Source organism: Paenibacillus sp. sgz302114 (assembly GCF_056120345.1).
On record NZ_JBVYOI010000002.1, the window covers coordinates 484,593 to 508,841 of the forward strand.

The 24,249-nt window shown below is 40.0% G+C and carries 19 protein-coding genes; 4 read left to right on the top strand and 15 right to left on the bottom strand.

Annotated elements, in window-relative coordinates:
* Positions 1 to 516: 516 nt before the first annotated feature.
* Complete coding sequence (locus AC0LWF_RS07315) at positions 517 to 951, top strand: very short patch repair endonuclease (protein ID WP_474650890.1); 435 nt, start codon at positions 517 to 519, stop codon at positions 949 to 951.
* A gap of 113 nt (positions 952 to 1,064) precedes the next feature.
* On the opposite strand, the gene AC0LWF_RS07320 is transcribed toward AC0LWF_RS07315, so the two are convergent.
* From AC0LWF_RS07320 to AC0LWF_RS07350, 7 genes are all read right to left on the bottom strand, one after another.
* Entirely contained in the window at positions 1,065 to 2,324 is a 1,260-nt protein-coding gene (locus AC0LWF_RS07320; RefSeq protein ID WP_474650891.1) for a DNA cytosine methyltransferase, read from the bottom strand.
* Positions 2,325 to 2,468: 144 nt separating this feature from the next.
* Positions 2,469 to 3,719: a phospholipase D family protein gene (locus AC0LWF_RS07325; RefSeq protein WP_474650892.1), complete on the bottom strand. Its 1,251-nt coding sequence runs from the start codon at positions 3,717 to 3,719 to the stop codon at positions 2,469 to 2,471.
* Between the two features lie 8 nt (positions 3,720 to 3,727).
* The gene (locus AC0LWF_RS07330; protein WP_474650893.1) at positions 3,728 to 5,428 is read right to left on the bottom strand and encodes a UvrD-helicase domain-containing protein; all 1,701 of its coding nucleotides are present in this window, start codon (positions 5,426 to 5,428) and stop codon (positions 3,728 to 3,730) included.
* A gap of 1 nt (position 5,429) precedes the next feature.
* Positions 5,430 to 6,842, bottom strand: a complete 1,413-nt coding sequence (locus tag AC0LWF_RS07335) for a 3'-5' exonuclease (RefSeq protein ID WP_474650894.1) — start codon at positions 6,840 to 6,842, stop codon at positions 5,430 to 5,432.
* A gap of 12 nt (positions 6,843 to 6,854) precedes the next feature.
* Complete coding sequence (locus AC0LWF_RS07340) at positions 6,855 to 7,073, bottom strand: hypothetical protein (protein WP_474650895.1); 219 nt, start codon at positions 7,071 to 7,073, stop codon at positions 6,855 to 6,857.
* Positions 7,070 to 9,628, bottom strand: coding sequence for a hypothetical protein (locus AC0LWF_RS07345; protein ID WP_474650896.1), 2,559 nt, complete (start codon positions 9,626 to 9,628; stop codon positions 7,070 to 7,072). Before AC0LWF_RS07345 ends, AC0LWF_RS07340 begins: the two co-directional genes overlap by 4 nt.
* Complete coding sequence (locus tag AC0LWF_RS07350) at positions 9,621 to 12,074, bottom strand: UvrD-helicase domain-containing protein (protein ID WP_474650897.1); 2,454 nt, start codon at positions 12,072 to 12,074, stop codon at positions 9,621 to 9,623. Before AC0LWF_RS07350 ends, AC0LWF_RS07345 begins: the two co-directional genes overlap by 8 nt.
* 168 nt (positions 12,075 to 12,242) lie before the next feature.
* On the opposite strand from AC0LWF_RS07350, the gene AC0LWF_RS07355 reads away from it, so the two are divergent.
* Positions 12,243 to 13,979 (top strand): hypothetical protein, encoded by a 1,737-nt coding sequence (locus tag AC0LWF_RS07355; RefSeq protein ID WP_474650898.1) that lies wholly within the window; start codon positions 12,243 to 12,245, stop codon positions 13,977 to 13,979.
* Between the two features lie 357 nt (positions 13,980 to 14,336).
* Here AC0LWF_RS07355 and AC0LWF_RS07360 read toward each other — a convergent pair whose 3' ends face one another.
* The 4 genes from AC0LWF_RS07360 to AC0LWF_RS07375 all read right to left on the bottom strand — a co-directional run bounded on the left by AC0LWF_RS07360 (position 14,337) and on the right by AC0LWF_RS07375 (position 19,404).
* Complete coding sequence (locus tag AC0LWF_RS07360; RefSeq protein ID WP_474650899.1) at positions 14,337 to 15,023, bottom strand: hypothetical protein; 687 nt, start codon at positions 15,021 to 15,023, stop codon at positions 14,337 to 14,339.
* A gap of 399 nt (positions 15,024 to 15,422) precedes the next feature.
* Positions 15,423 to 16,763, bottom strand: a complete 1,341-nt coding sequence (locus AC0LWF_RS07365) for a restriction endonuclease PLD domain-containing protein (protein ID WP_474650900.1) — start codon at positions 16,761 to 16,763, stop codon at positions 15,423 to 15,425.
* Positions 16,764 to 17,061: 298 nt separating this feature from the next.
* A complete protein-coding gene (locus AC0LWF_RS07370) occupies positions 17,062 to 18,552 on the bottom strand; it encodes an HNH endonuclease (RefSeq protein WP_474650901.1) in 1,491 nt (496 codons plus the stop codon).
* 582 nt (positions 18,553 to 19,134) lie between these two features.
* Complete coding sequence (locus AC0LWF_RS07375; protein ID WP_474651217.1) at positions 19,135 to 19,404, bottom strand: tyrosine-type recombinase/integrase; 270 nt, start codon at positions 19,402 to 19,404, stop codon at positions 19,135 to 19,137.
* Positions 19,405 to 19,539: 135 nt separating this feature from the next.
* Here AC0LWF_RS07375 and AC0LWF_RS07380 point away from each other — a divergent pair, with 135 nt between their 5' ends.
* Positions 19,540 to 19,908, top strand: coding sequence for a hypothetical protein (locus tag AC0LWF_RS07380; RefSeq protein ID WP_474650902.1), 369 nt, complete (start codon positions 19,540 to 19,542; stop codon positions 19,906 to 19,908).
* 530 nt (positions 19,909 to 20,438) lie between these two features.
* On the opposite strand, the gene AC0LWF_RS07385 is transcribed toward AC0LWF_RS07380, so the two are convergent.
* From AC0LWF_RS07385 to AC0LWF_RS07395, 3 genes are all read right to left on the bottom strand, one after another.
* On the bottom strand, positions 20,439 to 21,071 hold the full coding sequence (locus tag AC0LWF_RS07385) for a bifunctional 4-hydroxy-2-oxoglutarate aldolase/2-dehydro-3-deoxy-phosphogluconate aldolase (protein WP_474650903.1): 633 nt from the start codon (positions 21,069 to 21,071) through the stop codon (positions 20,439 to 20,441).
* A 97-nt stretch (positions 21,072 to 21,168) separates the two neighbouring features.
* The gene (mutY, locus tag AC0LWF_RS07390; RefSeq protein ID WP_474650904.1) at positions 21,169 to 22,536 is read right to left on the bottom strand and encodes an A/G-specific adenine glycosylase; all 1,368 of its coding nucleotides are present in this window, start codon (positions 22,534 to 22,536) and stop codon (positions 21,169 to 21,171) included.
* 58 nt (positions 22,537 to 22,594) lie between these two features.
* Positions 22,595 to 23,452 carry an AraC family transcriptional regulator gene (locus AC0LWF_RS07395; protein ID WP_474650905.1) on the bottom strand — a complete coding sequence of 286 codons (858 nt, stop codon included), beginning with the start codon at positions 23,450 to 23,452 and terminating at the stop codon, positions 22,595 to 22,597.
* 150 nt (positions 23,453 to 23,602) lie between these two features.
* Between AC0LWF_RS07395 and AC0LWF_RS07400 the strand changes: the two genes are divergently transcribed.
* Positions 23,603 to 23,953: a c-type cytochrome gene (locus tag AC0LWF_RS07400; RefSeq protein ID WP_474650906.1), complete on the top strand. Its 351-nt coding sequence runs from the start codon at positions 23,603 to 23,605 to the stop codon at positions 23,951 to 23,953.
* A 74-nt stretch (positions 23,954 to 24,027) separates the two neighbouring features.
* Here the strand turns inward: AC0LWF_RS07400 and AC0LWF_RS07405 are convergent, their stop codons facing one another.
* Positions 24,028 to 24,249 (bottom strand): hypothetical protein, encoded by a 222-nt coding sequence (locus AC0LWF_RS07405; protein ID WP_474650907.1) that lies wholly within the window; start codon positions 24,247 to 24,249, stop codon positions 24,028 to 24,030.

Here is a 24,249-nt window from a genome sequence, read left to right on the forward strand (position 1 = left end):
TACTTAAATCCCCGTTCCGTATTCAAATTATTAGCTAATACACATAAATTACTTATAGCCCTCACACCATGGTTTTAATCAGCTTAATAAGTATTATTATAAACTTCAGTAGCCATGCCGAACTTTACTACACATTAAAATTATAGGATTTTAAAAAATAACGTAAATTAATGAAAAATACAGATCAGAAATCGTTCCCATATAAATTGGACATAGCCAATAGATCGAATCATCGCCAAAGTGGTTTACAAATAACTTTTAACAATACATTATCTTTATAATAGCTAAAAATCTCATTTAATGATACACAAACTCCACTTTCTTAAAGTCTAGCTTTTCTATTCATAAATAGTTTCTCTATTATTTCTTTCTTATCTTCGAATAATCCATAATGGATTTCTTTATAACAGACTAGACATATAGAAACTATATTTGCGTGAATATCCTCAGTTTAAAAATACATCCAAATGTAAATATTAACTTTAGCTTACCTCATTCACATTATGGGAGGAATCTATGCCGGATAAATTTTCTCCAGAAACAAGAAGCAAAATTATGAAGTCAATACGATCTAAATCTAAGTTAGAAGATATTTTATGTAGCAGCTTGTGGCGCAGGGGATTACGCTTTCGAAGAAATGTCTCCACTCTTTACGGAAAACCAGATATATCAATAAAAAAATACAAAATAGTTATATTTATAGACTCATGCTTCTGGCACTATTGCCCGAAACACGGTCACATCCCTAAAAGTAATCAAGAATACTGGAACAAGAAAATCTATCGGAATGTATTAAGAGATTATATGGTAGGGAATTATTATATAAGTCATGGATGGCATATTATCCGCATTTGGGAGCACCAGATCAAAGAAAATATTGAGAGATGTGTTGAGTATATCATTCAAACCATTGAAAACATTAAAAATGACCTCCCTCCGAAACATTTCTAATGGACAAATTATTACACTTATTGCGTTATTTAGCAAAAACTATAAAAAGGCCTTAGTACGGTATTAATACCGTACTAAGGCCTTAGGTAAGACCTATCTCTACTATTCTTAGTTTACTTTGGAATGGCAACGCCTTTGTTTTCAGTTTGTTTAGTAATAAGATATTCTCTTACCCATTTTGCAATAGGTTCCGCAACAGCTCTGGCAAGCATAACAGGTACAGCATTACCAATTTGCTTATATACTTTATCTATATTACTGGAACTATCCAAATTCTCAGGATAAAACTTATACCAATCTGGGAATGTCTGTATACGTTTAATCTCCTTGATGGAAAGCCGCCGGATTTTCTTATCCGAATTAGAAAACCGCCACTTATCTTTCTCAACGTACTCCATAGGAGGGGAATCAGGATGCAAAGGGGCTTGACGACCTGATGCTTGAATCGTAAAACTTTGCTCCCCCCACTCTTTCCTTCGATTACGGGACATGTAAATTGTCGAGAACGATGACTCGTAACAAGGACCTGGCTCACTCGCAAGATCAGCTATTGTGTCCCTCAAAGTCTTATAATTCCCCGGTCCGTGGGTTGGCTTAGGAAACTCATATTTAAAGTCGACACCCTTCCGAACTCCAACCAAGAATACACGTTCCCTCAATTGAGGCACTCCAAAATCGCGAGCATTCAAAGGTTTAGGCACTTCATTTTCTTCATTAATGTAGACTTCATAGCCAACCGAGGAAAAATCCTCGACAATTTGCCGAAATACTTCCCCTTTTCCAAGTGTAAGCATGCCTTTAACGTTTTCTGCAACAAATATTTCCGGCTCTGACTGTGTAAGACAGCGAATAAATTGTAGATATAAAAAATTGCGCTCATCGTCAATAAGTCGAGGACCGGCCTCCGAAAATCCAGGACACGGAAACCCCCCTAACACCAAATTCGCTTTAGGAAAATTAACCTTACGAATATCAAGGTTTGAGATCTTTGTTAGATCTGGATCTTGTACATTTGCTTGATAAGTTTGAAGGGCCTCCTTAAAAATATCGTTAGCTAAAATCGTGTGAAATACACTTTTTTCACGAAGCTTTTTGTACTCTTCTTCTATAAAAAAAGCAGTTTCCGCGACTTTCTGACCTACTACAGCTTGTAAACCAGCGAGTTCGAATCCAAGGTCCAATCCACCCGCACCACAAAACAACGAAATCACATTGAATTTATCTTTTTTATAATGCTTAGCATCAAGATCAAACTCAGCTTCTATTTCCTTTTCTTGCATGATTTTTTGCATTAAGACATCTCGAATATCTTCCAACTTCAGGTCAGTAGCTGGTTTAAATTTGCCTCGACCCCTTTGGTCAATCTTAATCATATTACCGCTCCTTCAATTCTTCTTGTTCTATGTTAGCCAAGTCAAATACCTGAGTCAATCTACAAAATCATACTAATTATAGCACAAAAAACAAGAACTTACGTTCTTGTTTTTTTTGTGAATTGTCACTCTGAGCTAAACTAACTAATATCGTAAGGTGTTAACTGGGAGTGCCCTTTCCCATAATCGCACGAAGTATTCCTCATATTGCTCAGTAATTAATACATCATTTACTACTTGAAAGGCATTTACTTCCGAAAAACATTGATGCGAAACGGAAAACTCGACATCTTCTATTTCGTAGTGCATCTCACGGTCATCATCCCAAGCGAATTGAGTTGAAGTAAGATTCGCTGTCATTACCACAACAGTATCATCCATAATAATGAATTTATCATGAATAACTGGTGACCAATATTTCCGCTTTATATCGGGATTACCGAAAATAGCTTCTTCTGATTGTATCGTTCGACTCATCAGTTCTTGTTGGGCGCTTGTGGTTTGCGTTAATAAACGAATTTCGACTCCTCTATCTCGAGCTGCTTCTAATAAACAATCCACAATACTTTGCATACCTACCAAGTTACCATAAGGGTTTATATCATTGAAATGCTGAGCACATAGAAAAATCCGACTCTGGGCTTTCGTAAGCAATTGCAATATCAGCTTCTTGGCAGCATGATTACTACCAATCATACCATACCTTATCCAAGGACCAGTAAACAATACTTGGGTGTGTTCAAAATTCGACCAATTTACTCGATTTGTAATTGTATAATAGGCATCAAACTTCTTGTCCTCAAGGAACTTCTGATATGAAGGTATGTCGATAGTATTTAGATATAGAGATTCAAAATAATCTGTATATCTAGTGGTGGTTTCTATATCATCAATGGTAATTAACATATTCTCGCTATGAAACTGATCAACTGAGGCAAAGTTGCTTGAAGTAAGTATGCATTTAGAATGTCCTTCAGTAAACTTTGCAAGTAAACATTTAACATGTAAGCTATAAATATTAGTTCCGCGCTTTACCTGTTTTTGTTTCCATACGTATGTATGGGGAAAAACTCGCAGCTCTATAGCCCCTGGGTTATCATAAATCTGTTGTGCATACTCCTTTTTTGATCGTTTAGATCGAAAACCATCTACTTTATATGGTTTATCACTGTATCCGCTTAATGGAATTGAGATTACAGTCACCTTTGTGCCTTTATTAGCTTTTTCCTTTAGATATTGGTGGAAATAAGGATTATTATACAAAAACAAAGAAACCCAAATCTCTTGGGCTCCTTCAAGTTCATTCATGAGAATTTTCAGCAATTTCGGGGAGTTTCCACGCATCCCTTTTTTTCTAACATCATCCGGAATCTCAAAGAAGGCTTTATACATCATCCTTCCTCCTATCTTGAAAACATGCTTTTATTAAATCCGAAGTTCTCATAATCACGGCTAGAGAAATCCCGGATAAAAGGTGAAATAAATGATTGTTTTGCCCCAACGCAAAGCATAATTGTTTTATGTCTTGCACGAGAAAGAGCTACATAAAGCACCTTTTTTTCTTCATTTAAGACAGTATCTAAATCTTGCTCAAATGCTTTTGAACCGGTTTCATTACTATGCCTTTTTTCAATTTCATTAATTTTACTTTGGAGAGGATAGTGTTCCCGGTCAAAGTGTAAAATAAATACATAATCAAACTCGAGTCCTTTTATTGAATAAACATCCGTAAAAAATATTGGAGGCTTGACAGTATCGTAATCAAATCGTCTTCCATAACTTTCCACACCTATAATGCTAAACTCACGTGCTAACTGAGAGCGGACCGATGAGTTATTAATTTTCCAATGATCACCTTCATACCTATGTATGATCGCAATACTCGTTTTCGAATCTTCGAGTCGAACTTTCTGAATTTCGTGAATAAGATATCGAATCATTCTTGAATTTTCAGAATATAGTCGAATTTCCGGCTTAGGTCCATTACGGACAAATATCAAATCGTCTTCCCGATCATTCTCTATATCTAAGAAACGAATGGAACGTGCCAACTTCATATTTTGTTTCGTCGAGCGGAAATTCCGTTTTAACTTCTTGCTTCGTCGCCCCTCCACTTCAATTCCGAGTGCTTTTAATGATAGTGGTGAGCGTCGATAAATTCGTTGTTTATCATCACCAGTTAGTGTAATACTCTTCTTAAATAACATACTCAGCGCTAAAACCTGCATTGGCTGGAGATCTTGCATTTCGTCAATATAAATATTATCGTACTTAAGCTCATCAGGTATACTAGCAATCCTCTGAATTAACAATAGCGCATAATCCTCCGGGTCGTAATCACCTGGCCAGCGTTCGTTTCGAAATCGTTCGTAACCTTGAAATATTTCAAATATCGTTCTACGCTGCTCAACCGTTAACCTTGGATTTGTCCCCCTCCCGACCCGATCGCAAGTTAAGTATTTCTCGACTTCGATGAAACCATTTCCTTTCATCCAAAAAAACTCATCTCGTATAAACCCATCCATATGTGTTTTATATAACTGTCGTGAGCGAGGAAGGGCTTGATATTCTTTGGACTTCATGTAGTTTGTTAAATAAGCTTCAGTCCTACGATATACAAGTCCTTCTTCCTTATTTGTATTTGCTGTCGTTGTTCGTATCGACTCGAGTTGCATTATGTTTGCTTCTTTAAATAGCTCACTCACCATCTGATGGAAAGTCATCAAATGTATCGCATGTTTTTCTTGCAGTTCTCTAAAAATCGGAGATTGTCTACAGCGCTTTCGTGCATCCTCAATCAAAGTAGTACCATATGTTACGTACAGAAGACGCTGAGGCTTGCTTTCCTCCGCCATCGCTTTAAACATACGACCTAACAAAGTCACACTCTTGCCGCTTCCTGCGGATCCATTGACCATTAGATACTTATCACGTTGCTGAACAACAGCTAATTGTTCGCGGCTTAGTGTAATAGTATCAAACAGGTTCCCCGTATTGAGAAAACTATTCCAGTAATGACGGTTTTGCATAACTTCATCCTTACAGTAGTCACGATCAGACCATGCATCAGATAGTTGATTCCAAAAATAATGTTTAATTGCCATACTAACTTCCCACGCTTTCATAAGCGAAACGTGTCGAGTCCAATTCGTTAATGAATCGGGAGCGCTTATCGTAGTAGGTCATGACTAATATCGTTTTAGCACGCGTCATTGCAACGTATAGCAGCCTCCGCTCAATAGCGAGAGTCTCCTCGTCTAGCTCATCAATTTGATCATACATCGGTACCACTTTCTCACGAAGCCGATACACAAAGACCGCATCAAATTCCAGCCCTTTGGCCGAGTGAAATGATAATAATTTCACTCCTGGGTTTATAATACTTCCACTATTTTTATTTACGTATTCTGTAGGTATACCAATTGATACAAGTCTTTTGTATATCCTCGCTAAAGGAGCATTCTTTCGACTTAATATTCCAATAGTCCAATTGGGGTTTAACCGATATAGCTCTTGAATTGTTCGGACTACAAACTCTTCCTCCCCTTCATAGCTAGTGCATTGAATCAGTCTTGGTATCGGACCCTCACGTTGAGGTACAATCGGATGAATCAACTCTTCATCTTTAGTTTTATAGATGGGATCATGTTGCTGTAAGCTATAAGCTAGTTCAATAATCTGCTTGGTTGAACGAAATGTATCCTGAAGAATTTTCGTTCTCCCTCCTGTAATATTGATGCCTATGTCCTTCCAAGAAAAAGAAGTGTTATAGATTTTTTGACCCTTATCTGCTGCAATAACCATCCTTTTATTAGAACATCTGCGAAGTAGTCTTAACTGAATTTCTTGCAGATCCTGTGCTTCGTCAATAAATACATTATCTAGTTTCCCAAGAGTACCTAACTTCTCGAATGACTGATCCAGAATTGCAGCAAGATCATCGAAATCAGCTTTATTTGCACGATCTAGTTTCTCACGATATTTTCCATATACCTCATAAATGACTTCACGAGCTTTTCGATCTACGTAAACCTTTGTGCCTCTACCAACTCTTTCCACTTCCAGATATGAGCTGAGCGTAAACAAGCCTTTCCCTTTAATCCAACTAATTTCATTCGCCAAAAATTCAAAATATATATCTTCCGCGACTAAGCGGTGTGGTTTCACTCTAAGGACATCAGTAATTGAGTCCCTCAGCAATTCTTCTTGTTCTTCACCATTCACTAAATTCTTACGGATCTTTAGCTTATTTAAATTCCGAAGTGCCCAGGAATGAAACGTATTGACATGAAGATAGTCCGATCCAATCATCGTCGCTAACTCTTTAGCATAAGCTGCGAGTGTTCCATTAAACGTGAATATATACACGTGTTCTCTTTCATGACTGGTTAAAATCTTATTCGCTTTATTGAGCAAAACGAGAGTCTTACCACTTCCTGCAATTCCTTTAATCAACATTTCCTTCCCGTCATAATCAACGGCCTCTTGTTGTTTGGAAGTTAAGATAATGTCTTTCATTCATTTAGCTCCCTATATAAATCCATCGTCGTCGTTGTCAATTTCTGCAGTTCCAAAGATTGCTTCAATTGCACTCGGAAGTGTCTGATCCGTACAGAGGTCTTGTGCCTCTATTGTAAGCGCTTCTGCAGTTGATAAAGCAGATGAATAGATCTTTTCCTGTAACTCCTTGTTACTGTTTCTAGACCATCTCATTGCAATCGACTCAAACAATCTTATATCGATAATCATTGTATACTCCTTAACTGATCGTCTATTGCGTAATACCCATCGCGACAATCAGACAAATGAGGACAAAATCGACAAAGTTTCGATGGCGTTGCTTCCAACTGGAATCCTTCTTGCTCTTGAATATGACTAACTAATGTTTCAGTTGATCTGCTGTTTCGCATCGCATCACGAACAGGATCCATCAACTTAAGACCACTTTCAGGATCTGCATAATAACTAACCAAAAACTGGAACTGTTCGCGCCCCCGTACATAATCCCTATCTCCAATACTTGAATATCGTTTATCGAAATAGACCTTATAATTCATTGCCCTTTCTGCAATCGAACGCTTCCTGACTTTGGACCACTGCGGGAATAATTCTGATATTTGCTGCGTAACTTCTTCATCTGAACTATCTGATAGATTATATCCAGCCTCCAATAATGCTTGAAATAAAAACTGTTGATGGAAATCATCAGAATATGTTGCATAAGATTTAGTTAAATAACTATAGTAAAACCGGCGAGGACAGAAAACAACTTCCGCCACAGCATCTACAGGGTAGTCGTTTAGCAGCATCTTAACTTTTTCAATATCGGCATCGATAACTTCCTTTGGGTATTTATGGCTGTGGAATGCAGCGGTATAATCTGTTTTCTTCGCTTCTAACCCTAACAAGCTAACATAAGCGGATTCATCATAGGTCAAATTATCAAAATTTCGAACCCAAGAGATCTGAACATTTTCAGCAAAGGCAAGCACACTATAATATAGATACCTAGCAATATGGGGGGCAAACCTTTCTCTCATAAACAGTAGAGAAAGCTCCTCATTACATGTAGATGCATTTAGCAAAGTAGCTCGCGTCATAGGCCAAGGTAGTGGGGCGCTATTATAGGGCAAGCTTTCTTCATCAATTCCGCAAAGATGAACGTGTGAACTAAGAAGCGCTGCTCCGTCAGCGTCTTCATATTGTCTGATCGGTTTCATTTCAGTCTCATTCTCATCATCAAGAAACTCTCCACCGAGGTATAGGGATATGGCATAGGATAGATCCTCAATGTAAAATGCCTCATCAGATGTAAAATCTGTACGAAGTCGATCTAGCAGCTCTTGGAACAAACTCTTCTCAGTCTCATTAAATTCTGCCTGTTCAATACCTACATTCATGAGTTGCTCTAGTTTTTCAAAATGTTCGTGAATCGTCACTTGTCTTGGACCTGTAAATAGCAACTCAGCTTGCATGAATAACGTTTCAATTAAACTTGTCACAATGCGAATATCCTTAGCTGGTACGTTGAAATAACTAAATCTGTACATTGGGTTTTCTGCAATCCGATGAAATCGATCATCCGAATGGATAAAGGCCTCTACCGGTCCTTCTTGTATTTGTAAGAGCATCTTTGACCTTTTCCGCCACTCTTCCAATCCGACACACCCATCGAAATAAGGTAACAAATCCTGCAACTGTTTTAAATATTTTCTACCATTATACCCATCATGATACAACCAACCTGAAGAGAAACACTCAAACAGCCCCTTTTCCGTCAGTTCTAATCTCTCTTTTCTCTCGTTCCACATTAAATGCAAGTGAAACAGAAACTGACCAATTGGATAGGAAAGGAAATGCCGTTGTTCAAAAGCTTCAGGTACATATTCTCTTAACCTACCATTTAAACTGGTCTCTTTTGGTGAGATATAAAGTGACTCGTGTATTTTGTAATGACTGAGGAATTCTGAAAAATCGAGAAACTTATGTATATCAGGCTCCCAGATACTTACGCTCGGCGTGACGGATCTCCCTTCAAAAGAAGAACTAAAACGATCACCATAATTCAAGTCAACAATGGAATGCCTGCTAAATTGCCATGATTTTCGATCCACCCATGTCCCAAGAAACGCTTCTACTGAAGCAAATGTAGATGGATATCTTTCGTCAAATAGGTTTAAGAAAATCAGATTACTACCACTTGCTTCAAGCATTTTTAGAATACGATGCTGAAGAGGCGTAATGAAATAGAAGCCATGTAGCAAAATAGTCTCTGGCCATTTGTTTCCGGTATTAGATAAGGCTCGCATAAATTGTGTTTTAAACAATTCTGGGTTTTGTAGGAGTACTCGAACTCGTTGAAAAGAGGAGTTTTCCTTTTCCATTCGTCTCCAACACCGTTGAAATAACTCCTCTTCTAATGTACCCGGCGAGAAATCATCTGGTCTCATTCCCATTTCAGAAAGAACTCGCATTGAAAGAAGAACATTCTGTTGATTATGGCGGAATGCATACATTAATCGTTCCGGGAAGCTAGGATTGTTCCCTTCTTCCCGAACAATATTCGTCAGTCTCGTAAATTGTGCAAGTTTAGTTGCAGGGCTAGTCCAATTACCTAAGATTCCATTAATAAACGGACCGGCATTTTCCACCCACTTGAAAACATTTTTATATTTTTTTTGTACTCCCTGGAACAAGCTCACCGTAGCACAGATATGAAGGGTGTTCTCATCTGTATAGGGTTTAATAATCTCACAATCATCTAATCTAAGAAGATGATTGTAGGCTATCATCATTCTAGGCATTTCCATGCCCCCCCTGACTCGAAAGTAGTGTATACCAGTTTTTATATGTGTGTTCCCGGTTTGCAATCACCCAAAGACGGCTCTCAGCTCGTGTCATCGCAACATATAGAAGACGTGTCTCTTCTTTTGCCGATTCATCCTCTTCCACCTGGCTAAGTTCTCTATGAATTGGGCTTCCAAACTCCTGATCTCCGTTACGTACAAACCATCCAGCTTGCCATTGATTATCCTGCTTTTCGAGCAGTAACTCACTCTGGGCATACCGGAAGACGCGATCAGTGAACGGTATAATAACCGTGTGAAACTCCAATCCCTTGGATTTATGGACAGTCATAATCTGAACCCGCTCGCCCTGATCCTCCGTGTCCAACAATGGCTCATCCTCATCTCGATTTACAGCCATTTGGAGCTGTAACCACTGATGTAAAGAAAATAACGTAATAAACTCCAACGAAAACTGCTGATGAATCAACTCAAACAGATGATTAAGATTTAACTGATATTGCAATGCCCGTGTCCTTGCTTCTGTTTCATTTTCATTATTAGGAAATAATTGGTTCAAGTTCTCAAGTTCCAACTGATAGTAATTGGAAACGGGGTCCATTTCTTCAATAATTCTTCTTATAACTGACAAGACAGGTGAAATTCGCAATTCTTCAAGATAAGCTTGCCAAGTTCCAAATGTGTTCAAGTTTGTTATGAAATCAAGTAAGAGCGCTTCACTACCTTCATATTGTGGTAGGACTGTCCAATCAATCCGAATCTCAGAATACGGTGAATTGAGCATATCTAGAAGGTAATTTGGCTGATTTGAGAACAATAGTCCCTTAACTAATGCATAAAAATCTTTAACTGCCGCACTTAGATAAAATGTTCCTCCAATATTCAGGTATACATGAATACCTACACGCTCGCACCAATTCCGAAGATACATCGCTTGATTATTAGTTCTGACCAACATAGCTATCTTATTTTTTACAGGGTCGGTTAAACTTTCCTTTGCTTCACGAATCATCTGAACCGTATATTCAACCTGGAGCTGACTGTATCTTTTAAATGTTGGTCTACTAATTCTGATGTGATCTCTAATCTGATCAGATTTCACACCTTTTAGCTGATCCTTTTTCCCGTAAGGTAAAAGTTTCTTCGAACCCCAAACTTTAAAGTAGTCATGCATTTCCTCTAAAAGAGTGGCAGAGGAACGATAATTAGTTGTTAGGGTATAATTTTTTAATCGCTCATTTAAAGAGGCAAGATTATAACGTAGAATATCAAAAGCAGTATACTTAGCACCACGGAACCTGTAGATACTTTGCTTAATATCACCAACGACAAATATCCTTAGTTTGTAGGCCTCCGCAAGCCTAGAAGCAAGTTTGATTTGAATATCATCAGTATCTTGAAATTCATCAATAAATAAATAAGAAATAGGACTAGCATTTTGAAATAATGATATTTGGTTATTAGTAATCGAATCTAGTTGACGAGTCAGATCATTAAGAGAAATCGCATTTAAATCATACTTTAGTCGCTGTAAATCAGCTTCGCATGCAGGGAAAATAGTTGAAAAGAGCTTATGTAAAGATACACTGATTCCCTCAGCATCTCCCCAGTATAAATGATCAATATCGTGTGCACTCAATCCCTTTTTCTCTATTTGTTCCCAATAAATGCTTGCTATCTTGACAATTTGGTAAAGCATCATGCCATTAAATCTGACGAGAACTTTATCTGGATCGCCTTCTGTGTCCATCCAACGATTAATATGATCTTCTATTATCTGTTGCCGTTCCATTGTGAAGCTTTTAATACGAACGTTGGAACCATAACCAACTATAGCCCCTAAATCCTTGACTAACTTTCGGGCAAATGAGTGTATTGTGCTAATTTGCATCTTAGGAAGTTCTTCAATATACTGCAGATATTTTACTTGGGATGTAGCTTTATATCTCTTGAAAAACTCCTCCCTAAGCTTTTGAAACATGCGGTGAGAAGCTTCTCGAGTAAAAGTAATCATTGCCATTTCTTTAAGTGGTATTTTCGTCGTATGTAAAATAAATAGAATTCGCTGAATCATAACCGTGGTTTTGCCGGTTCCTGCACCGGCCTTCACATTCAAATGTACTTGAGCCGGAGCATGCTCGACCAAGTATTGTTCTAGATTAAACGTACAAAGCCTAGAAATGCGTTTAAGCTGTCTACGTTGGGAGAGCAGTAGTATCTGCCCATCATTAATCGCTAGTGTCGCATTATTCGCGACGTCCAAAGCTGATAAAATAAAAACAGACAGCATGTTGGCCTCTCTATAAGGCTCTAGCGATTCAAAACAGTCTTCCGAATCTGTAAACAGAATGACTTTGATTCCATTCGATAGAAGATGTTCTAAATTAGAAGGTAGATTATCTCTAGATGCAACCATTAATATTGAATGTTTCGGTTCCTTCATGTAGCCAGTCTCCTTTATTCAATCACCAAATATAGTTCGAAAGAACTAATTATTTATTCGGACTTATACATTTGAACTAGTGTGGATTACAATGGGATTATACCAGCTATCCAATAGATCTACCAGAAAATATGATATTGAAGTAACAAATCCAATAGAGGTGTCATAATGAGCGTCCAGAGATTTATAGGCGATCAGCATGTTCGAGATGTCTATGTTGCCCTTATGCATAAACAAGAGAAAAATACATGGCCAGACAATTCAACAGAGATCGCCAAAGTTACGGCAGAGTATATATGGAGTAAGGTTCCAAGTATAGAACGGATTCTATGTAAGTTTGATTATCCAAGCCCAGATAAACACCCGGACCTTTCGGTTGCCATAGGTAACGATATTTACCCAATCAACCTTTTTTTAGTTAACGGGAACCAGCATATTCAACAAAAAAATCTAGGCGCTAAGAGTTTTTTATCAAAATACTTCTTGTCAGAAGGTCTCCAGCTACGATTTAACAATTTTTTCGAATATGCTTATAATATCTTCTTAGAGGAATTGTTTGAAGCCAAGAACATTCCAATTCCACCCAATTCTGAAGAGGTCAAAACAACACTTCGTAGGTTCTATCCACACTTTGATGAGCATAGTAACCCATGTAGACATCGTTTTTTACTTTCCATTCGAGATTATTGTTTTAATCTGATGCAAAACCATTACAATACCAATTCTGAAGGTATTATAAACGCATTCAATGAGTTATTACTGGCAAAACAAATAAACGTTATCACCCGAATATACAAAGATCGGATCAGCGTCGAGGAATTTATACCTGAGGCTGGTGAATATCGGGATATTGTGGTCTATAAAAAGAACCGGGATACTATTGGAATCCAGTATGGTTCTGTAGCGCTTACGCTTAGGTTTAAATTTGAAAGTTCTCCGCTTACATCAATTAAAGTTCATGCAAGTTTCGAAGAACATTCTAGTGTTGATGAATTTATGAATCAAAACAAATTGACAAACCAACGTTCCATTCGGCAAATGGATACAATTTGGGCAGCGACTCAGTTCTCTAGTAGCTCAAATATTAGCAATTCGGTGGGAAAGTGTCATGAAGCATTTTCATATTATTGGTTATTGGTTAAGAATCCTGGAATAATTCAAAACGATGAAAAAGAATGTATTTCTTATTTTAATTCCTACCTATCACAAATTGATCAGGTGACAGCATCTTCAATTCGTAAAAGTTCAGAGCTTACAGCACAACTGATCATGGATTATATTTGCGAAAAAAGAAACTCTGCAACTATTGAAGGAATCCAATTGGTAGCAGATATTTACACTAGTGATCGCTTAAATACTGGTGATGTAAAAGTATCCATTCGACTTATTGACGGTAAAATTGATGAAATCTATATTTCATTGAAAGCTATTCGTAGAATGGGACAAAAAATCACAACGAAAAACCCTGGGATCGGCACCCTTTTAGGAGAAACTTATTTTGATCTTCAAGAGGATATTCAGATCAAATTATCAGAAGTCCAAGCTGAGTTCGAAAAGGGGCAACTTAGCCACCAAGATTGTTTGGTAGCAATGTCACAAGAAGTTGGGGGAGCACTCTCGCGGGCATCACAAGAAAACTTAGTTCGAGGAATACAAAACCTTTTAGGGCATGCATTAATGGTGATAACAGCATATCAACAGAATAAGGCAATTTTTGTGGAACATTCAGAAATCAAAACTCGAGTCTGTGTTTACCGTCATTCACCAACTCTTATACAAACTACATTACGTTGGAACGAAGAAGAAGAAGAATTATCACTTCGAATTAAATTTAGTGGTGGCCAATCTCGCGGATGGACCCCGTTGAAACTTACTGCAGAATACCGTTATAACCACACGTTATAAATCTATTCTAAATTAACTCGTAAAAAAAGAACGACTGCCTGATGCAGTCGTTCTTTTTCTTGTAAGTGTAGCCTTAATCTCACGATCTGGTGGTGTATATCCTCGTCAGTACTAAGTTGTTTGATTGAGTATTTAGACCTAATGTTTGTCCATTTCATCTTTAATTAAATTTGTCTAATGCAGAATAATAACTCTCAGGTACCACTGGTTCATATTTACAACGAGGCAACCTTACGTCCATCGACATCTAACAATAAGTACAACAATACATCGGTTTCCAACCGATAATCACCTAACTATCCGAGCGTGCAGCCACTCGAAACTCTTAATGCTAGTTAATCCTTTTTGCATTAACTTTTAAAATAGATTTTGAATTCTGGCTTGTTTATAACTATCATACCGATCATCTTCATTGTAACACTTACAGTTGCTCGGGCATAAAGGTCTAGTAATTAAGTACTTCTCAGTTAGCACTGGGGATGCTTTATATAACTTTTTATAAGCTTCTTTATGTAAGACTCGTCCATTAATGGTCCAGCGTGGGTCATCCAGGATGATTGCCTCTAGATAAGGTTCAAACGGTAAAATATCAAATGTATTTCTAAGTGTGATCATTTGACCGAAATTCCCCTTCTCATAAACAGAACGAATTTCATCTATTGATGTGAAATACCTTTCGTCAAACTTATCATTCTCCGTCCAAACAGTTGGGTTATTTTTTGTAATCGCCACATCCGGTGTCCAGGGACTCGTTAAGATCTCTATCCTGATTTGAAAGAGAACTGGACCATAGAAATTGTGCTTTTTACTTCTTTGATGAATATCTACATCATCCAGAAATATATCATTCCAAACCCCATACTTCTTGTCAATTTCATCACTCATTTGTTTAATTTGAGATAGTCCCTTAACTTCAACCGCTCCACGAGAAAGCAAGCCACCTTCTTGCAAAAATGAAGCAGCGGTTGTTGCCGTATTTGCATGATATAAGTGTGTTACACCTTTTTCAAATAAAAATGAGAATACGTCGTGATTACTATACATATAAATGTCTCCCTTTATTTTAATATTTTTAATTATAAGGAAGTTCCATTTTTATACAACAACGGACTTATGTCCAACGGATGATGATTTAACATAGACATAGAGATGAATAGAGGCATACAACTTAATGCGCTCATCTAGGAAGACCTTTGATAAGTCCGTTTAGAAAAGGTACAGACCTCAAATATTGAGGGCGTTGTACCTTTTTTCTTCTATACTTTAAAGTAATATGCCAGGAGGATAACCGTACTCCAACCTAGGCGGTCGAACGTTCTCTGAAACTAACGGCAGCAGCGGAGCAAAACCCTTTCAAAGTAACAGCTTTTTCAAGCTACCTCATCTCGCTGAACTGCTCATTATTAATCTGCTTTGCTTCTACAGTATCAAGAACATTAAGTTTTATTCTCTATAGATTCCTGTAACACGATAAGCCATAAGCCTATAAAGTGGAATCATTTTTTTCATTTTTGTGATGACCGCATCGCTAATTGACTTCAAGTTTCGAATCTCATATCGGTCAGGTTCGAATACGTAGGATAAAAACGATTCACGCCCTTCCTGGTCATATTTCCGATAAAAAGAAGCAAAATCCATTTTATTTTCTTCATCGATATCGTAGTAGATTGTAGGCTGAGTATCGGTTTTAAAAATTTCCCATACAAACCCTTCACCTTTTAACTTCTCGATTTCGGCGTTCAACTTGTCTGCATAAAATGGATCTTTGAGAAACTGGTCATGTACATAGGCACGGTCAAATGCACCTTTTGCTACTGCGTGGAACAGATTTACTTCAAATCCGTTTTCTGTTATTGCAAACTGTAGACAGGCGTGCTTGTAAAACGCAAACGCATCATTTTTCGATTCCGCGAACTCATTCAAGTAATCAATTTCCTGCGGTGATTTGCCGTATCGCGTACCAAGCCAAGTTACCTTGTTAAAATTGAACAAGTTTGGTTCTACCGAAGAGCAAATATTGTCTTTTCGCTTATGGCAATGTAAGCCCATTGGCTTAATACGTGATAAATATAGTTGATCGTGAATTTTCATTAGCTTCGTTTTCACTTGTTCCCGTATTTTAATGAAACTGGTATCGTTTCGTCTATAGTTTCGCGGGAAAAATGCTTCATAATCTGGAAACTGAAAATAATAACCGTCCAACTCATAAGTCTCATCATCGAACGGATCGTCTTCGTGGACATGAGTGAGCATTTTCAACTTTATTTGTTTTTCGATTCGAGCAAGCTCACGAAGCTCCTCCTCGTTTTCACGGTAACTATCGATCATTTCTTGATCGGCAGGCTTTGCTCCATTTCGGCAATAATCGAAAAAAAGCTTAAATTTCAATCGTTCAGCGTCCTCTTCGACGGATTTAAGCATATCAAATTCAATGTTGCGTTCAAATCCGCCTTGCGTGAAATTGGATGATCCAAACACGACATGAATGGCATTCGCTTCGGTTTGCATCCAGTAGACCTTGGCATGAAACGGAATAGGATCGACAATATAAACGGTTGCAATGCGCGAGGCCTCTTCGAGCAACTTACTTGGTTCCTGATACGAAAATAAAGGTGAGAGAAACAACTCGACTGCCTCTTTTGCAAGCTTATGTTGCAAAGTAAGTTCCTGTAGGAGCTTTAGCCCATAAGAAGAAAAATAAGCCGATGCAAATTTCAACTGTTTAACATGTTTAATCGCTCTAAGTTCCTCTCCTAATGTACCACCATGCCAGTAATAGTTCATCCCTCTACTCCCCCTATGCAAAGTACTCAACAAATTCATCATAATACAGACTTGTAAATATAGGGAAATCATTTAAAAAAGAAGCTACATAAGTAGCTTCTTCGACAGAAGAACTCTTTCAGGATTTTTCCTTCTGTATTCAAGCACGGAACAATCCTTCGTAAGATACTCGTTATAATCTTAACTGGTTCAGGATTAGATACCTGGCTCCATAACCGCAAATGACTCAGAAACAAATCCAGATGATACTATCTTACACCTACAAAACAACGCTACTTTAAATGGAGTGCCATCCTTGCTACTTATTGCTCTTAAGTCTATGTCTACTAACTGATTTTGATTGAATTGTTGTGTCAAAGATTAACTCTAACCGTGAATTTACTTCTACAATTTCTTTTGCTAGCTCATTATTGTTTCTTCTAATTAGCTCGTTTAAGACATGTTCAAGTTTTTGTTTGACTTGACTTTTGAGAATCGTTTTATTCGTTGGCAAATCAACATTTACAGTTTTCATTGCTTTCGCTTTTTTGAAATTAAATAAACATGTTGCAAAAGCCTTCTGTACATCGGCTGTTTCTATTGCTGGATGGCAAGAACTACAAAGAGTCACAAGATTATCTCTGTGATGTACTCCTCCAAAATTACGAGGTATTTTGTGATGAACATGCAGATCAATACCATTTTCACATATGACACATTTGTGACCATCCCTTTCTCGAACCTCATTCTTAAGAGATTCTGAGAAGGCTATGCTCCACTCATTGCTATAAATGATATTTCCACCACTATTTTTATAGACTTCCAAAACTTCAGTATAAGGAAGAATAATTGCTTCGACCCTAAACATAACCAACTCGGATATCTTATCATCTTCTAGGGAGTTATAGTCGACAGATTTTTCTTCATTTTGTTCACGATAGAATTCTTCCCTATCAAAAATAATAGAAGATAAGTCAGATATAAAGATTCGAATCTGGTTCGTTTCTGAGCCCTTTAAAGTGGTTAACAACTCTTTTGCTTTTTTGTATATTTCATCGATCGTAGTTTCTTTACTAACTTCGATATGTTGTAATATTAAAATCGGAATTTTCTTCCTCCATGATTGATCTTCTCGATAATTAGCCTTTTTACTTTTGTTTATGACTGGGTTACCGTATTTGTATTTCTCAATAACTTTCAAAGAGTCAATCAGAATTGGTTCGTCCTCTTGCTTTAATTCTAATTCTTGTTTCTCACCTTCGCCTTTAACGAGAACATTCTCTTCTTTATTCTGTATCAAACCATTAACTTCATTTTCTACGGCAACTTTCTCTTTATTAATCATAAGCGTTCTCAAAGATACTTCTTTATTTCGGATAGTTTTTTTTAATTCTAACAATAACTGTTCTAATTGATCTAAAGTTAACTGACGCAATTCGAATACATTTCGCAGATCTGTAGAAGGCCAATTATCTAATCTTGTATACTCCGTAGATTTTACTATACCTGTTATTGCTGTTATGGTTGATAGCTTAATCTCTTTTTGAATCGTTAACGTCTTTTTCGTTATTTTTGTAATTACATTCTCTTCCTCGATAGTAAATTTAAATTTATTAATTATAGACAAGTTAATTAGCTCGTCGACGATATCACGTAAATCAATATTCTTTAATCTATGTGAAGCAGAAATCTTAGTTAGATCGATACCAACCCAATCGGGGTGATTCCTAATTTTTAATATTCGAGCGAGTATTTCTATTGAATTTGCATGCGTAATCCATTCTTTTTTAAGCTCTCTTTCGATTAGCAAGGAATTTGACGCCCCCATGTCTTAACTTGTCATTGACAACCTTTACATTTAGATTCGCTATCATCGCACGAGCGTCCGTTAACGGCTGCTTGCTTAAGATTACAACTCTCCGCATACTAGTTGGGAACATTATTCGACAAAGTAATGGGGATTCCTTCCTAACTAGCTTTCTTCTTTTGAAGTTCCTTACAAACTAAACGTTAGTAATCGCTTGCATCTTTTGGTTCCACGACTAACCTCCTTTAATTCACCATTTATTCCACTTATAATCATGTTATACAGGGCTTATACACAAAGAATCATCAAAGCATTATTCTTTACTATAGGGGGTAGCCAATTGGGAAAAATTAAATATTATTAAGCTTACTTTTCTATTGCAGGGCAAGGTCCACTGTACTCAAGCGACGTTGAACCATATATTCGCGGTGTCCGACCGGTTCGCATACCCACAAGATCTAACCTCTCACATGTCCAGAATGATCTTATCTGTGTAGTAGGATCGCTCAAAATAAAATTCGAAAATCCTCTTTGATATGTTATCTTTCCAGCCAGAAAAGCAAAAGCGGGCTATCATAGCCATTTTCAAGGGAAAGGCGAATTGCGTAACGCGTAACTATAAATTTCTTTTCGTTTCCAACCGCATCTCGATCGTTTGCCCCTTTCGTTTTGCGCGATAACATCGTTTGGATAGTCAGCATTGCTTCTTATTTGCATGATTAATAAAATTTGGGTATAGATTTGCCTGGTCGAGATGTCTGCATGACCAAGTAGCTCTCGTAGTGTTCTTAGATCAACCCTACCGGTGGCAAATAAATCTGTAGTACTTAAATGACGTAATTTATGAGAGGACAGCCATAATTATTAATGGGTCAATAGTAAGTGAGCATTCGCGCAGCGTCTTTTTCAATATAATAAGTGCTTTCAACTTTTAGAAATAAAAGGTAGTATTGAAAATGTCTGATTTAATAAAAAGGAGCGAATCATTTAATGAGCACAGAATACACTTCTGACAATAACCCTGCATCAGTGAAATTTATGGAAGAAATTCAAAAGGGAATAACAGAACCAACTGCATTGTCATACAGGGTTGAATATATAAAACCCGGTGAATTTGCCGTGAAGGGGATTTTCAAGCATAAAGATGATGGAAGCGATGATGTTGAAGTTACAATAACTATGGATAGTGCTAAAGTGACTAATCATGTGGATGGTTTGCCGAGAATTCCAACAATTTTTTTCGCTGAAGATAATAAAATAAAAGATGGCGATGATCAAGAACAGTATTTTGGTAACGAAATCCTCAATGAAATTAAACTTGTTATGGAAATGGTAATTTCCAAATTTGACAATGATTGAAAAACAAAAGGCAGCCGATCTATGTGACGGCTGCCTCTCTCTTTGAAGCGTTCAAGCGGATCTATATTTCTGAAATAGCTTCGTCATGGTCTTAGAACCTTCCTCCCTGTTCGTTCAACTGGACACAGTTACCTTGGACGGTAACATATGCTGTCATCGAGGCACCTGACCATAAACTGTATTTATATTCAAATCAATGTATATTCTCTGTATATCTGACCATTTACTATCTCAAACTCTGAAATTTCTCTCAACAAATATGACGCCACCCACATCACCCTTACCTAAAGGAATTCTAAATTTTTCCTTTGTAATGGAATTGTAATATTCGCTTCATGTTCCTTTCATATTACGAAACTATAATAAACACATGACCCCCCTTTATTATATATTTTCTCTCTTGTGCCTGCGGATATGCCGCAGGCCTTTTTGTTTTATAGGGCTCATTATTACAATAGAAAAACCGCCCTGAAGCAAAGCTGCTTCAAGGCGGTTTCTATCATCCATTTATTCATTCATTCATTCTATCTCTACAGCACGCTCGCTGCTTCTACAAACTTCCGTGCACGGTCAGTTAATAGATTAAACTGTCCGCTGCGTACCCAATCCATGTTCACGAGCTTGCTGCCCATGCCAACGCCGCATGCGCCTGCTTTGAAATAATCTGCGATGTTGTCGAGATCGACGCCGCCGGATGCGAGCATTGGAATCTTGTCGAGCGGCGCACGAATTTCGGTGAGGTATTTCAAGCCGAGCGATGCCATCGGGAACACTTTCACCAATTCAGCGCCGGCCTTCCATGCGCGAACAATTTCGGTTGGCGTCATAACGCCAGGCCATACCGGTACGCCAGTCTTCAAGCCGTAATCTACGACCGATTCATCCAAATTCGGAGAGATCAGAAACTGCGAGCCTGCGGCTACCGCTTCCTTCGCCATGTCGAGATCAAGCACCGTGCCTGCGCCGATACCGGCTTGGTCGCCGAACTTCTCGCGCCAGCGGCTGATCATTGTTGTGGCACCTTCGGTGTTCATCGTAATTTCCATTAACGAAATGCCGCCGTCCAGCAGCGCCTGTGCAGCTTGATCTGCGTACTGATCCTCAATAAAACGGAAAATCGCAACAATCTTCTCTTGCTGTAATCGTTCCAGCATTTGACTCAAGTTAAGCAGCCTCCTTGGTTTCTATCACTTGCGATTGATTACCCTGACTTTGCTATAACCCATTGTAGAACGACCATGATTACAAAAGCAATTCAAATTAGTCCAGCTCATTCCAGTAATCCCGCAAAATCCGCACGAAAACATTCGGGAACGCCAGCTCTTTCATATGCTCCGGTCCGATCCAGCGGTAATTAGCTGGGAGCGTCCCGCTGTCAGCGGCAGCGCTGCTAGCTTCATATAATACAGCCGATTCCGCGGCAGCTCCCGCTAACACGGCAGTCTCCTGCTTTGCTGCGGCTTGCAGCCAGAAGCCGAACTCCGCGCGGAATACCTGCACATCCCATATGATGTGGCTGAACACATGCTCCATCTCGCCCCACCAGCTCGTCGGCCGCACGAGCAAGCCTTCCTCCGCCGACAGCGCGCGGCTCATAAAGTCCGCCTGCCGCGCATGCTGCTCCAGCGCGCTTGGCGCGCCGCCGCCGCTCGCCGCCGCAGATAGAGCGGCGCCTGCGTCTGCGCTCGCGCTCGCGAGCGGCGCAGCTGCTGCGGCCGATTCCGCCGCCGCAGCAGCTGCCGCTTTGCCGGCGGCGGCGCCGCGCCCGCGCCGCTTCGCGGCCGTGCTGCCGGTGCTGTCGCCCTCCGGGGCGAACAGCACATGCGGCAGCTCCCACATCTGCGCGAGCAGGCCGCTCTCCGGCCGCTGGCGCACAAGAATTCGGCCAGCGTGCTCGCCGCTGCCGGTAATGATCGCAGCAAGCCGCGTCTCTGGCCGCGGCGGCTTGGCCTTCGTCTTGATCGGCAGGATGTGCTCCTTGCCTGCCATCCTGCCTTCGCAGTGCTGCATCACCGGGCAAGTGAGACAGCCCGGTGACTTCGGCGTACACACCAGCGCGCCTAGCTCCATGAGCGCTTGGTTGAAGTCACCGGCAGCTCCCTCTGGGATGAGCGCTGCTGCAATCTTCTCAATACCAACACGCGTCGCCGGCTTCGCGATGTCATCTTCCAAGCAGAAATACCGCGACAATACGCGCATCACATTGCCGTCCACCGCTGGCTCAGGGCGATTGAAGGCGATGCTCATAATCGCTCCGGTCGTATAAGGACCGATGCCGCGAAGCGCAGCGACGGCCTCTTTATCGTCTGGCACTACACCGCCGTGGCGGCTCAGCACTTCCCGCGCGCCAGCCTGCAAATTGCGCGCCCGCGAATAATAGCCGAGCCCTTCCCAGCTCTTGAGCACATCCGCTTCCGGCGCTTCCGCGAGCGCGGCCGCTGTCGGGAACTTCTCCATAAACCTCTCGTAGAACGGAATCACCGTATCTACTCGCGTCTGCTGCAGCATAATTTCCGATACCCATACCCGGTACGGATCACGATTTTGCCTCCACGGGAGATCCCTTCGAACCTCCAAATACCAGCTCAGCAGCTCTCTGCTGAAATAACGGGCTGCTTCCGTTGTCATTCCCATTCTTCCCCTCTCAGACCCTTACGTTCATGCATGGTTCATTTTTAATCATCGTCTATTCGCTGTCGCTGTTATGTTCCATGTTATAGATATAAATTTGCCGATATCGCTTCGGCGTTAGCCCCGTGTATTGTTTAAAAAGTCGTGACAAGTAATGATTCTGAAGCCCAATCTGACTGGCAACCTCCGCTATTTGGACGTTCACATCCTCCAGCAGCGTCTTGGCACGCTCCATTTTGCGGATATTGATATATTGAGTTGGCGCGTAGCCGACAATATTCTTGAAATAGCCGATAAAATAATTCGGATGCAAAAAAGCCAGCTTAGCCAGCTCGTCCACCGAAATTTGTTCGCTCAGATGCTCTTCAATATATTCCAGCACATGGTTAATCTTCGCAATCGGTTCAATCTCGAGAAATTTCTTTTCATTAAAACCGCTATATTCAAGAAAATAAGCCATCATCTCAAACAACGCCGCCCTTACACGCAAGCCGCGCGTCAGCGTCTCTGACTTATACGCTGCGATCAAATGCTTGAACTGTGACACAATATGCTCCTGCTCCTGCTCGTTCAGCTCTATACTTACCTTCAAATTCAAAATATCGAATAAATCCATATCGCCGATCGACGCTCGAAAATTACACCAGTACAAGCTGAGAATTTGTCCTTCAACCGGACCGAAGAACTGCTGCGCCCCCGGCGGGAGCATCAACAGCCGTCCTGGCTTCAGCTCGTAGTACTGGTCTTTGATTTGAAGTCTTCCCTCACCATTCTTAATGTACCAGAGTCGATAGAACTCCGTCGGCTGTTCAGACTGCCAGCCTTTGTTCGTCACAGAGTGCGCAGCCATGGATACATCGGCATGGAACCGGTGAAAATAATTTTGTATGATCGTTTTGAACGTGAGCTTCATGCTGATGCCAGTCTCCCATTATGCCGCCTTTTGATGTTACGGCAATACGCTCTATTATACCTCATGACGAGGCTTGTGTCGCACAGTTGCATCCTGCTCGCCGTGCGACCTATACTGAATACAACGATGCAACAGGAGGCTTGCTCTATCATGCCAAACCACTCTACATATCAGAAATTTTCAGCAAAATGGGGCTTTTTCGTGCTTTCCGCCTTGTGTGCAGCAACGCTGCTGAGCGGCTGCGGTTCATCCTCTTCGGTCCAAACGTCTGCCGCTGATGTCCCGAAGGTATTTAAATCCAATTGCATTTCGTGCCATGGCACCGACCTGCAAGGCCGTATGGGAGCTTCAACAAATTTGACCCAAGTCGGTAAAAGAATGACGCAAGGCGAGATTACGAAGCAGATCAAGGACGGCGGAGGCGGCATGCCCGCATTCGGAGGCAGGCTCTCTGCAGCAGAGATTGAAGATCTCGCCAGCTGGCTTAGCAAGAAGAAATAAAAAAAGACACTTATCCGCGGGGCAGCTAGCTTTTGCCTGCCTACACGTAAGCGTCCTTTATCTATGCTCGGTCTTTAGAGTGATTCTGTTCTGCGCGCATGGCTGCCTTTGCGCTGTTCAGGCAATCCTGTCGCAAGAGATCCGTGGTATAGCCACTTGGATATGCCCATTTCCGGATGAGCAGGGAACCGGTCTCCTTGAATCAGAGGCAGCCAGCCGCCCCATACATCTCCGTATATGCCATCGAACGGCACGAACTCACCGCTCTTGTAATACCGCTTGGATTCACTCTTCAT